11 protein-coding genes and 2 tRNA genes are annotated in these 11,926 nt (G+C 64.7%); 6 read left to right on the plus strand and 7 right to left on the minus strand.

Annotated features, from left to right (window positions below; translation table 11 throughout):
- Positions 1-90: 90 nt before the first annotated feature.
- On the plus strand, positions 91-483 hold the full coding sequence (locus tag ACDA63_RS04945; protein ID WP_373662080.1) for a hypothetical protein: 393 nt from the start codon (positions 91-93) through the stop codon (positions 481-483).
- A gap of 102 nt (positions 484-585) precedes the next feature.
- Here ACDA63_RS04945 and ACDA63_RS04950 read toward each other — a convergent pair whose 3' ends face one another.
- Positions 586-1,113, minus strand: coding sequence for a hypothetical protein (locus tag ACDA63_RS04950; RefSeq protein WP_373662081.1), 528 nt, complete (start codon positions 1,111-1,113; stop codon positions 586-588).
- A 154-nt stretch (positions 1,114-1,267) separates the two neighbouring features.
- Between ACDA63_RS04950 and mtgA the strand changes: the two genes are divergently transcribed.
- Both mtgA and mgtE read left to right on the plus strand, forming a co-directional pair.
- Positions 1,268-1,960: a monofunctional biosynthetic peptidoglycan transglycosylase gene (gene mtgA / locus ACDA63_RS04955; protein WP_373662082.1), complete on the plus strand. Its 693-nt coding sequence runs from the start codon at positions 1,268-1,270 to the stop codon at positions 1,958-1,960.
- 170 nt (positions 1,961-2,130) lie between these two features.
- Positions 2,131-3,576: a magnesium transporter gene (mgtE, locus tag ACDA63_RS04960; RefSeq protein WP_373662083.1), complete on the plus strand. Its 1,446-nt coding sequence runs from the start codon at positions 2,131-2,133 to the stop codon at positions 3,574-3,576.
- A gap of 66 nt (positions 3,577-3,642) precedes the next feature.
- On the opposite strand, the gene ACDA63_RS04965 is transcribed toward mgtE, so the two are convergent.
- From ACDA63_RS04965 to ACDA63_RS04980, 4 genes are all read right to left on the minus strand, one after another.
- Positions 3,643-3,996, minus strand: a complete 354-nt coding sequence (locus ACDA63_RS04965; protein ID WP_373662084.1) for a PEP-CTERM sorting domain-containing protein — start codon at positions 3,994-3,996, stop codon at positions 3,643-3,645.
- 175 nt (positions 3,997-4,171) lie between these two features.
- Complete coding sequence (locus tag ACDA63_RS04970; RefSeq protein WP_373662085.1) at positions 4,172-5,698, minus strand: GGDEF domain-containing protein; 1,527 nt, start codon at positions 5,696-5,698, stop codon at positions 4,172-4,174.
- A gap of 50 nt (positions 5,699-5,748) precedes the next feature.
- Entirely contained in the window at positions 5,749-6,393 is a 645-nt protein-coding gene (locus tag ACDA63_RS04975) for a response regulator (RefSeq protein ID WP_373662086.1), read from the minus strand.
- Positions 6,390-7,916 (minus strand): histidine kinase, encoded by a 1,527-nt coding sequence (locus ACDA63_RS04980; RefSeq protein ID WP_373662087.1) that lies wholly within the window; start codon positions 7,914-7,916, stop codon positions 6,390-6,392. Before ACDA63_RS04980 ends, ACDA63_RS04975 begins: the two co-directional genes overlap by 4 nt.
- A 44-nt stretch (positions 7,917-7,960) precedes the next feature.
- On the opposite strand from ACDA63_RS04980, the gene ACDA63_RS04985 reads away from it, so the two are divergent.
- The 3 genes from ACDA63_RS04985 to ACDA63_RS04995 all read left to right on the plus strand — a co-directional run bounded on the left by ACDA63_RS04985 (position 7,961) and on the right by ACDA63_RS04995 (position 9,786).
- Positions 7,961-8,036, plus strand: a tRNA-Thr gene (locus ACDA63_RS04985).
- 398 nt (positions 8,037-8,434) lie between these two features.
- Positions 8,435-8,511: transfer RNA gene (locus tag ACDA63_RS04990), tRNA-Met, on the plus strand.
- Between the two features lie 132 nt (positions 8,512-8,643).
- Positions 8,644-9,786 (plus strand): FUSC family protein, encoded by a 1,143-nt coding sequence (locus ACDA63_RS04995; protein WP_373662088.1) that lies wholly within the window; start codon positions 8,644-8,646, stop codon positions 9,784-9,786.
- A 4-nt stretch (positions 9,787-9,790) separates the two neighbouring features.
- On the opposite strand, the gene ACDA63_RS05000 is transcribed toward ACDA63_RS04995, so the two are convergent.
- Positions 9,791-10,693 (minus strand): DNA-3-methyladenine glycosylase, encoded by a 903-nt coding sequence (locus tag ACDA63_RS05000; protein WP_373662089.1) that lies wholly within the window; start codon positions 10,691-10,693, stop codon positions 9,791-9,793.
- Complete coding sequence (ada, locus tag ACDA63_RS05005; protein WP_373662090.1) at positions 10,690-11,781, minus strand: bifunctional DNA-binding transcriptional regulator/O6-methylguanine-DNA methyltransferase Ada; 1,092 nt, start codon at positions 11,779-11,781, stop codon at positions 10,690-10,692. Before ada ends, ACDA63_RS05000 begins: the two co-directional genes overlap by 4 nt.
- Positions 11,782-11,926 lie beyond the last annotated feature (145 nt).

Here is an 11,926-nt window from a genome sequence, read left to right on the forward strand (position 1 = left end):
CGCCGCTCACATCGAAGATCTTAAATCGACGCCACGGGGGCCGTGATGACGCTGCCCCGGTAATGTGATCAATCGCTCAGGAGACCAATCATGAAAATTTCACCCGCGCGCAAGCGCATGGCGCTCATCGCAATTACCTCGGTGGTTCTCGCTGTTCCGGCTGTGGCGCAGACGGCGCCCGGAGCAGGCGGTCCTGGATTCGGTCGGCAAGGATGGGGCCAGTACGAACAGGGTGGGCAACGGATGGGACGCGGCATGGGCGCGGCCGGAGGCCGGGCGCCTGCAGCAATGCTGATGACGCCGGAGGAACGATCTGCGCACCTTGCCAGAATGCGCGAGGTCAAGACCTACGACGAATGCCGTCAGATCCAGACGGAACATCGGGCGCTCATGGTGTCGCGTGCGCAAGAAAGGGGCGTGTCGCTGCCCGCTCCGAGACAGAACGGCTGCGACAACATGAAGGCCCGCGGTTTCATCAAGTAGACGAACCCCGGTGGCCGCTGTCGGTCGTGTCGCAAAGCCCCGCAGAGGTGAGCCTGCGGGGCTTTTTCGTTGATGGTCCGGTGTTGTGGTGCCAGCCCTGTTTCAGGGCGCCGGTGCTTCGAGCGGGGCTGGGCTCGACGGCAGGGACATCGCGGCACGCTGCGCGCGATACCACTTGAGCAGGTCTTTCGAGAGGGTGTCGGCGCAGCGCTCGAGCACTTCGCAGGACCCCTTGAAGCCGCCAAAGGCGCCGCCCATGGAGTCGCGCATGCCACTGAAGTTGGCAGCTTTCTGGCCGTCGATATACAGCACGGCCTTCAGGCGTACCATCTTGCGATGGCCGATGAACGCATTGCCGCCGGAGTAAGCGTCGTCGATGAGGGGAACGAGATAGGCGCCTTTGGCCGGCACTTGCACGCCATCGATCGCGGCCACTTCAATGTCCGCCGCAGCGAAGGCTTGCTGGATGGCCTTGGCCTGATATTCGGGCAAAGAGCACTCGGAGCGGACGTTGAGTGCGATGCGTTCGATATCGGAATACGCTGCCGTCCTGGGCATCGATACCACGTCGGCGGCCTGCGCCGAGATGGCCGCAAGGCACAGCGCCGCGCAGATGGGTCTGATCATCATGGAAGTAGGTCCCCCGTCATGTTGTAGTGGTGAAGCGCGAGCAGTGTTCCACAGGCGCCCCTTCATGCTGTTGACCCGGCCCATCCATCCGCACGGCTTGCGCGGCGCGGCGCGCTCTGTAATGCTCTGTTCGCCTCGCCATCCGTACAAGCCCATGAAGTCTGTCGCCCGCTTCGCCAAGCGCGCCCTCGTCGCCGTCCTGCTGCTGATCCTCGCCTATCACCTGTGGCTGCTCGGCCAGATTCTCTGGTGGAAGTGGATGCCGCCTCAGCAGACCAGCTTCATGTCGCTGCGCCTGGATGAGCTCCGCGAAAAGGACCCGAAGGCGCAGCTCAAATATCAATGGGTGCCCTACGAGCGCATTTCGGTGAACCTCAAGCGCGCCGTGGTCGCTGCGGAGGACGACCGTTTCGTCGACCACGACGGCTTCGACTGGGACGGCATCCAGCGGGCGCTCGAAAAGAACGAGCGCCGTGGCAGGGCCGTGGCCGGTGGATCGACGATCAGCCAGCAACTGGCCAAGAACCTGTTCCTCACCCCCAATCGCAGTTATCTGCGCAAGGGGGAGGAGGCCATCATCACCGTGATGATCGAGGCGCTGTGGGACAAGCGTCGCATCCTCGAGGTGTACCTGAACGTGGTCGAGTGGGGCAACGGCATCTTTGGCGCCGAAGCCGCCGCGCGCCGCTACTACAACATCTCCGCCGCGCAGTTGTCGCCACAGCAGGCCGCGCACATTGCCGTGATGCTGCCCAATCCGCGTAAATTCGAAAGAAGCTATTCGGCGCGTCTGTCAGCGCATGCCGACCGAATACAGGGGCGCATGCGCTACAGCGAAGTACCTTGATGAGAGCGCCTGGGGGAGGGTTCTTAATGTGGGCGTCATCATCGTAGCGTCTGCTGTATCGCTGCTGGCGCCAGGTTTGACAGTCCCCTTTTTTCCGGCGGTGCAGCAAGCATCCGCCGGACCGGGTTAAACTCCCGCCTCCGTTCCACCGCAGCCTGGTCATATGACTCATGCAGACGACCGAGCAATCCGTCCAACACCACGATGATGTCCTGCGCACCCTGAAAGAGGTGGAGGAACTGCTCGTCCGTCAGCGGCGCGAAGAAGAGCTGGTCCATCGGCAGGAGATGCCCAAGCACGATCTGGTCGAGTCGCTCGTCCACAAGCAGAACATGGCGCGGCTCACCGCCAAGCTATCCAGCCTGCACCCCGCCGACATCGCGTATGTGCTCGAATCCTTGCCGCTGGACGACCGCCTGTTCATCTGGGAACTGGTGCGCGGCGAGAACGACGGCGAGATCCTGCTGGAACTCTCCGATGCCGTCCGGGAATCGCTCATCGAGACGATGGACCGCGAAGAGCTGGTCGCCGCGGCCGAACAGCTCGACGCGGACGAACTGGCCGACCTTGCGCCCGACCTGCCCAAGCACGTCATGGAAGACGTGTACCTCGGCCTGGATGCCGAGGAGCGCGAACAACTGCGCGCGGCCATGTCGTACGACGAGGACGCCGTCGGGGCGCTGATGGACTTCGACATGGTCACGGTGCGCGAGGACGTTACGCTCGAAGTCGTGCTGCGCTACCTGCGTCGCTTCGATGAACTGCCCGACCACACCGACCAGCTATTCGTGATCGACCGCGAAGAGAACCTGCGCGGCGTGCTGACCCTGTCGCGCATGTTGGTCAGCGATCCAGAAGAAACCGTGAGCGCGGTGATGATCACCAACATGCTCACGCTCCATCCCTCCGACCATGCCGATGAGGCCGCCCAGGCCTTCGAGCGTTACGACCTGGTGTCCGCGCCAGTGGTGGCGCACGACGGCCGCCTGCTCGGACGCGTGACGGTCGAGGCGGTGCTCGACTTCATCCGCGATCAGGCCGATGCGGAATTGCTGAGCCAGGCCGGTCTGCGCGAAGAGGAAGACATCTTCGCATCGGTGTGGCATTCGGTGAAGAACCGCTGGGCGTGGCTGGCGGTGAACCTGGTGACCGCCTTCATCGCGTCGCGCGTGATCGGGGTGTTCGAAGGCTCGATCCAGAAGCTCGTGGCGCTGGCCGCGCTCATGCCCATCGTGGCCGGCATCGGTGGCAACTCCGGCAACCAGACCATCACCATGATCGTGCGCGCCACGGCGATGGGACAGGTCAAACCCGAAATGCTCCACCGCCTGTTGCGCAAGGAACTCGGCGTGGCGCTCATCAACGGATTGGTATGGGGCGGACTACTGGGCTTTCTTGCCTGGTGGCTGTACCGCAGCGCGTCGCTGGGCGCGGTGATGACCGGAGCCATGACGCTCAACCTGCTGCTGGCCGCCACCATGGGCGTGTGCATCCCGATCTTCATGATCAAGCTCGGGCGCGACCCGGCGCTCGGCTCGTCGGTACTCATCACGGCCTGCACCGATTCCGGCGGCTTCTTTATCTTTCTCGGACTGGCCAGCCTGTTCCTGATGTAACGGCAGGCGAGCCGCGACCAACAAAAAGGGCAGCCGAAGCTGCCCGGATAAAGACGCGAGCCGTCCTCAACGCCGGCGTCGCGTCCACGCCAGCAGACCCAGCCCCAGGCCCACCAGTGTGAAAGACAGGGGTTCCGGTACAGCCGTCACCGCTTGCGGCGCCACGTCGATCTGCGGCGGCTGTTCACCACCCGGCGGCAGCGGGGTTTCGGTGTCGATGTTCTGCGTGAAGAAGAAGCCGAACGCGGCGAAGAGGTACGAATTTGCCGGGTCGGGGTTGAATGCGCTGCCAAGGTCGGCGTCACCGGCAAACAGGCCGCGCGAGTACAGCTCACTGTCGGACACGCCGATGTTGCCGGCCACCGCCCATTGCGAACACAGCGTGAGCGCGCCGATCGCTACGAGTTCATGCCATTTCATGAGAGCCTCACCAAGAAAACCGTTGTGCTCTCATTAGCAATAGATTTGCCAGTCTTTGCAAATCAACGCTCTACGGACGATTGTGGCAATACGCAGGACGTTTCCGTAAAAAATATCGACACATCAATGACTTGGCTTCGTGACAAATGTCACGCGAATGGCCGCCCGGCCTGCCTCAGCCCATTTCGACGCGATTTTTGCCTGCGCGCTTGGCGCGGTACATCGCGCGGTCGGCCCGGTCGATGGTGCGTTGCGGGTCTTCTCCGGCCTCGAAAAGCGAGACCCCGGCGCTGAACGTGATCAGCACCCGCTGGTTGTCGTGCAGGAAGAAGCGCTTGGTCAGTTCGCGCTGCAGGCGGGTCAGCGCCTGTACGGCGTCTTCGTGTTCGGTGTCCGGCAGCAGGATGAGGAATTCCTCGCCGCCGTAGCGACCGCAGGAGTCCTGTGGCCGCAGCGTTTCGCGCACCACGTCGGCGAGGTGGCGCAGCGCGTCGTCACCGGTGGCGTGACCGTAGGTGTCGTTGAGTTGCTTGAAATTATCCACGTCGAGCAGCGCGACGCACAGGCGCGTGTTGCGGCGCTGCGAGCGGGCGATCTCGCGCGCCAGCGTCTCATCGATGCCTTTGCGGTTGAGCGCCCCGGTGAGCGTGTCGTGACGCATCAGATCGCTGGCCTGTTGCAGCTCGGATTCGAGTCGTGCGATTTCGCGATGCGCCTGGTCCACGGTCGAGCGCAGGGAGTGGAGTTCTTCCTGCGAACGGCGGGCATGGCCTTCGACGACGCGGGTTTCCTGGATCACTTCCGAAATCAGGCCGGCCAGTTCGTCGGCGCCATTGGCGGTTGCCACGCGCGTGGCGAACTGTTCCATCTTGGTGTGATAAGCGCCGGTCGATTCGGCCAGCTCTCCGAGGCGGTCGATGAAGCTTGCCAGCAGGTCCCGCAGGCGCTCGTGCGCATCCGACAGGTTGCGCTTGAGCGTGCCTTGCTTGTAGATCACGTCGCGCAGCCGGTCGCCCAGCTCGGTCAGCATCTTCTTGTCGAGCGGGCGCGCGAAAAGCTGGAGCACGGCATCGAATTGCCCGCGCATCCATTGGTCGTCGACCACCAGTTCGCTGATGTTCTCGATGATCAATTGCAGCAGATTGAGCAGCGCCTGACGGATGTAGCTCTGGTCCTGCGCCACCCATTGCAGCTTGTAGGCGAAGTCGCGCAGGCGCTTCTCGAAAGTGGCTTCGCTGCCGGCGTCGGGGTCGCGCATGATGCGCGCCAGTTCGGTCGCTTCCGTCGCCAGCTCCGGCGTGTCGATGAGCAACATGCCGACGGCCGTTTCCATGACCTGCGCCATCAGTTCGCGCCAGGGCTTCGGGGCCGGCGCGGCGGCGACGGACACCGTCTGCGGCGGACGCGGCGCGGGCCCATGAGCGGCGGTGTAGCGCACCAGTGCGCTGCGAACCGCCGGCCAGCTCTGTTCCATGATGGCCGAATCGATCCGCTGGGCCGCCCGCAACTGCGACGTCGTCACGCGCGGCAGCGAGGCCACCATCTGTTTGAGTTCGCGCTCGGGGAAGGGCTCCCTCGGTACGGTGCCGCCGACCTTGTGGTACAGCTCGGAGAAATTCTCGGGCGTCGGCGGGATTCTCTGGACCGCCAGTTGCCGGATGACCTCGCGGGCGATCTCGGCGGGCGTATTGAATTCGGGCATGCGGCGGGTGGCGCGCTAGGAAAGGTGAGAGAGCGTCGAGGTGGGGGGCGTTATTCGACCAGACCGTGCTTGAGCCCGTAGTGGGTCAGCTCGGCGTTGTTCTGCAGTTTCATTTTTTCGAGCAGGCGCGCGCGATAGACGCTCACTGTCTTGACGCTGAGATTCAGCTTCTCGGCGATTTGCGTCAGCGTCTTGCCGGAGGCGATCAGGCACAGCGTTTCGTATTCGCGGTCGGAGAGTTTTTCGTGCGCCGGGCGGCTGTCCTCGTCGTCGCCGATGGCATTGGCCAGTTCTTCGGCCACGGCGGCGCTGACGTACTTCTTGCCGTTGGCCACCTGGCGGATCGCCGTGACGAGCTGTTCCGGCGCGCCCTGCTTGGAAAGATAGCCGGCGGCGCCGGCACGCAGTGCGCGCACAGCGTATTGTTCTTCGGGGTGCATGCTGAGGATCAGCACCGGCACGCGGGGGAATTCCTTCTTCACCAGCTTGAGCGTATCGATGCCATTGCGGTCGGGCATCGAAATATCCATCAGCACCACGTCGTAAGTGGTGCCGCGCATCATCTGCATGGCCCGCACGCCACCATCGGCCTCGCCGACGACCGTCAGGTCTTCGGTTTCCGACAGGATCTGCTTGAGCCCGTGCCGCACGATCGCGTGATCGTCGGCAATCAGGACCTTGATCTTCTCACTCATGTACCCAACCCGTTCGCGGCCGACGCCGCGCTTTCCATTGCGTGCCCGGCGGGGGCCCGCAACACAACCGTTGTTCCGCCGCCCGCGCCGGGAGCGATCTTCATCGTGCCGCCCAAGGCGTGGAGCCGTTCGCGGATGCTGCGCAATCCAAATGATCTGGGTTTGACGAGATCGGCGTTGTGCACGCCTCGCCCGTCATCGGCGACCTGGAGCACGATGTCCGCTCCGTCCAGCATCAGCCGCACGTCGACCCGATTGGCCCGGGCGTGCTTGCTGACGTTGGTCAGCGCCTCCTGGTAAGTGCGGAACAGCGCCAGCGCCGTGTCTTCGCCCGCTTCGACCTCGTCGTGCAGGCACTCTACGTGGCACGCGATGCCCGTGCGTTGCGAAAAGTCTCCGGCGTAGCTCTCTACAGCGGCAGCGAGACCGAATTCCTTAAGGATTCCCGGCCGCAGTTCCCGTGCCACGCGACCGGCGGTGGCGATGGCATCGTCCAGCATGGCTTCGATGTCGCGCAGCCGTGGACGGAGCGACTCGTCATGCTCGAGCCGGGCGGCGAGCAGCGATGCGGAAATCTTGATGCCCACCAGCGTGCCGCCCAGCACATCGTGGATATCGCGGGCGATGCGGTCGCGCTCTTCTTCCTTGATGCGTTGCAGGTGCGCCGACAGTTCGGCCAGTTGTGCGCGCGAGGCGCGCAGTTCGATCTCGGCCAGCTTGCTGTGGGTGATGTTCCACATCACCCCTTCCCAGAGCGTGCTGCCGTCCTCGGCGCGGCGCGGCGAGCACCGCACGTTGATCCACTTGATGTCCGCGTCCTGCGGGCGAACGCGGCCTTCCCAATTGAGTGTCGTATTGTCGGCGGCGGCTTCGGCCAGCCCGCGCTCGAAACCCGCACGGTCTTCCGGCACGATCAGGCGCGCGAAAGCGTCCCCGGATTCGATCAGCCGCGCGTTGGGCAGGCCGAACAGCATCAGGCTGGCTTCGCTCACATATAAGAAGCGCAGGTCCGACACACCCGTCGCCTGCATCTGGAACAGCACGCCTGGTACGTTGGCGGCCAGCGCGAGGAAGCGCGCCTCGCTCGCGCGCTCTGCACGCAGCGCCACCACACGCTCGCGCCGCAAGCCGGCGTCGCGGCGTTCGCGCTCGATCACCGGCACCAGGCGATCCAGCCTGTTCTTGGAAAGATAATCGCGGGCACCCGCGCGCATCAGGCGGCAGGCGGTTTCTTCATCGATGGTGCCGGAGACCACCAGGGTCGGCAGATCGTCGTCGATCTCCTGTACCGCGGCCAATGCATCCAGCGCCGTGAAGCCGGGCAGGCTGTAGTCAGCGATGATGATGTCCCAGTTTCCCGAGCGCACGGCATCGCGCAATGCATCGAGCTGCCACAACTGGCGATGTTCGATGTCGAAGCCCTGGCGGCGCAGGTGGCGCGCCATCAGCAGCACATCATTCTCGTCGTCTTCCACGAACAGCACGCGCAAGCTCGTACGTGCCAACTCCATCTGCATGGTCATCCTTCAATCCGGAGGCTTGCGCTATACTCCCGCCCTCGCGTCGTGCCGGCATAGCTCAGTTGGTAGAGCAGTCGCCTTGTAAGCGGAAGGTCGCGGGTTCGATTCCTGCTGCCGGCACCAGCGCCGCATTCTCTCTTCCCTGCATTTCCTTCCCGCGTTTTTCCCGTCTGGCGGTTGCTACCGAGCGCTCTGTGTGCGTTTCGGTGCCTCGCCTGTTTTACTCCGGAGCCTCCTTTGGAGCGGCGAGTATATGTTCGGAAATATCCCGTGAACATGTAGGAATTATTCTTATGACACTTTGTGACCTTGTGCTGTTGTTCCTGCGCACATGAGACCCTGACGTCCCCCGTTCCGGCACTCGCAAGACGTCGCCCGGCGCACGCCTGACCAGACGCGGACACGGCGTGTGGTCTTCCGCGCCCACCGGCCGGCAGGCGCGAACAAGGCGACCTTCAAGATTTTTGTTTCATCGTGCTTGACTCGTGTGGGGCGATCGACCATAATGCTTGTCTTCCAGACGCGGGGTGGAGCAGTCTGGCAGCTCGTCGGGCTCATAACCCGAAGGTCACAGGTTCAAATCCTGTCCCCGCAACCAGATACAGAAAAAGCCCAACCAATCCGGTTGGGCTTTTTTCGTTTACGCCCGCCGCGCATGCCTGCCCGGAGTTGATGCTAAGCTCCCAGCCGCTTTCCGACCGCAAATCAGACGACATGAGGTGACCGTTCCATGAGGCTGGTTCCGTTCGTGACTGATCTGGGCGATCTGACCGGACGCGTGGTGCAGGATCTGCGTGCCTGGCCTGTGCGCGGTTCCCGGCTCGTCGATGAGATGGAGTGCGTGCTCTCGGTGCTGCTGGCAATCGCTTTTGCCCATGCGCTCGAAGCCCGGCACGTGGGCTGGGCGGCGTTCAGCGGGTACATGGTCATGCGCTCGCACATCTGGCGCAGTTTCAAGCGCGGCTCCTTGCGCGTCATCGGCACAGCGGCGGGCGCCGCGGCGGCGTGGTATCTCGCCGCGCATGTGCTCGATTCCCTCTGGCAGACCGGCGTCGCCCTGCTGCTCGTCACCTTTGTGACGCTCTACTTCACCATGGTCAGCCCGCGCGGTTATGCGTGGCTCTTCACCGGGCTCACCTTTGGCATGGTGCTGATCGACGGCATGCAGCATCCGGACGAAGCCGTGCAGGTTTTCGCCTGGGCGCGCTTCGTCGAGGTGACCGCCGGGACGGCCGCCTGCCTGATCGTGAGCGCCCTGTCGACGCTTACCGTGAGGCGCTACCTGCTCGGCGAACATGGTGTGAGCATGGCCTACGAGTGGTGGGTGGACCGCCTGCTGCCCTGGAACCAGGTTGCGTTCGTGCATGCCTGCCAGGGCGCGATTGCCATGGCGCTGATTCCGTTGGCATGGCTGTGGTCCGGGCTGGATTCGCTCAATCAGTCGAGCGTGACGATCATGGTCGTCATGGCGATTCCGTTGGCCAGCGTGGCGGACAACCGCACCCGCACCAAGCTGATCCATCGGTTCGTCGGCTGCATGATGGGAGCGCTGTTCGCCACCGTCGTGCTGCTCATCGGACGCCAGTCGCCAACCTTCATCCTGTTCGCGACGGCAGTGGCGGTCGTCATCGGCCGCCACATTGAAAACGGCAAGCACGGCATCGACTACGTCGGCACGCAATTCGTGCTGGCCTTCCTCGTGGTCAGCGTGCCGGACACCTATGAGGCGTTGCACCTGTCGGTCGGCTTCGAGCGCTTGGCAGGGGTGTTGCTCGGCATCCTGCTGCTTGAGCCCGTGCGCATGCTGCTGCCGGTCCGCCGTGTCTGCGCGGTCGATCCGGGCGGCCGCAAGGGCGAGGAAAGCAGCGAGTGATGGTTCAATAGCTCGCCATCGACAGCGCGGCCCACAGGTGCGCCGCCGTCAGCGCCCGCCATGGCGCAAAAGGTTCCAGCCATTCTCGCGCCTGCGCTTCGCCGATGCGCTCGGGCTCGTCCAGCTGCCGTTGCAGGCTGTTGCGCACGGCTACGTCGCCATGCAGCGAGCCGTCCAGAAATCCAAATCCGCGCAGCAGCGCGTAGCTCACCGTCCAGGGGCCAATCCCGCGAATGCTGCGCAATGCGGTCGTGATTTCGTCGACAGGCAATGCAACCGCCCATGCGTCGAGCGGCAGTTCGCCAGAGGCCACGAGCCGCGCCAGCGTCTGCAGGGTCTGTGTCTTGGCGTTCGAGAAGCCGGCGGCGCGCATGGCGTCCGCCGAAAGTGCGGCGATGCGCGCGGCATCCGGGTAGCACTTCAAGCCGCTCGAATGCGTAGCGCCGCAGGCTTCGATCAGGCGCCGCCGCAATGACACCGCTGCGCTCACGCTGATCTGCTGGCCGGTGATCGCCCACGTGAGCGCTTCGAACGGACCGGGCGTGAGCGGCACCCGCAGCCCGCGCTGGCGTCGGATCAGCCCGCCCAGCACGGGGTGGCGACCATGGCGCCGCTCGAAAGCCTCGATCGGTTGATTCAGTCCCAGCATGTGGCGGGCGAGCGATTCGAGACGGACGGCATCCGCCCCGCGCGTGCGGCCGTCGACCTCCAGCGTGGCACGTGCCGCGTCGGGCGCGAAGTGAATGCTCAATCGCGCCGGCAAGCCCGACCACAGCAGACCCTTTTCCAGGTGGTTATCGTCGACACGCTCGGCCACCGCCTGTGCGTCGCGCCGATGAAAGGCCAGGACGTCCTGCGGGCGATAGTGCCGGGGCAAGGGCAGCGCGACGGTGAGCGCGTCGCTCATGCCGCATCGCGGCGCCGTGAGGCGCCAGCTTCTCGTTCGAGTAACGCGCGCTTGCGCGCCACGCCCCAGCGGTATCCGGCCAGCGAACCGTCGAGGCGAATCACGCGATGGCAGGGGATGGCCACGGCCAGCGTGTTGGCGGCGCATGCGGCGGCGACAGCGCGGATGGCCCGTGGCGCACCAATGCGCTGTGCCAGTTCGGTGTAGGTCACGGTGGTGCCCGGCGGCACACGCTGCAAGGCCGCCCACACCCGTTGCTGGAAGGCCGTGCCGCGCAGATCCAGCGGCAGCTCGAAGGGCGCGTCGGCGACGTCGATGAAGCCGATCACCCGAGCCATCCAGTCCTCGAACGCGGCGTCGCCGCCGATGAGTTCCGCGCGTGGGAAGGCATCCTGCAAAGCGCGCGCGAGCGCGTCCGGATCGTCGCCCAGCAGGATGGCGCAGACGCCGGTCTCGCTGGCGGCCACCAGGATCGCTCCAAGAGAACACTGACCGATGCCGAAACGGATGCGCTGGTCGCGTCCGCCCTGGCGGTAGTGTTTCGGCGACATGCCCAGCACCTGCGCCGATTCTTCATAGAGGCGCCCGCTCGAACCGTATCCGGCTTCGTAGAGCGCCGTGGTGACACTCGACGACGACGGCAATCTGCCCCGCAGCCGTTGTGCACGCTTGGCCCGCGCGAATTCACGCGGGGTGAGGCCGACGATCGATTTGAAGACGCGCTGCAGGTGATAGGCGCTCAGGCCCGCCTTTGCCGAGAGTTGGGCCAGCGAGGGCGGTGTGTCGGCGGCTTCGATGTAACGGCACAGTTCGGCCATCAGCTCGGCGTGCCCGGTGGCCGATCCTGCGCGCGGGCGGCAACGTTTGCATGGACGGAAGCCCGCCGCCTCGGCCTCGTCGGCCGTGGCAAAGAAGCGCACGTTCTCCCGGCGGGGCGTGCGCGCCCCGCACGACGGCCGGCAATACACGCCGGTGGTACGCACGGCGTAGAAGAACAACCCGTCGGCACGCGCATTGCGGGCTTCTACATCTGCCCAGTGCGCATCGTCGTCCGGGCCGTGGGATGAAGGGGTCTGGTGTCGTGACATGGCGAAGTCGTCCGGTGGAGATGGCGCCTCGACAGTAGCGCCTGCGGCGATCCGGAAAACTCCGCGCCTTGCGGTTGAATCCGGCAACCATGCAGACCATGGTACCCGAGCTTGCCGGCGCCGGGCGCCCGCTGCCGCCGTTGTC

The sequence above is a fragment of the Uliginosibacterium sp. sgz301328 genome, assembly GCF_041807905.1.
Lineage (GTDB): Bacteria > Pseudomonadota > Gammaproteobacteria > Burkholderiales > Rhodocyclaceae > JBGVSA01.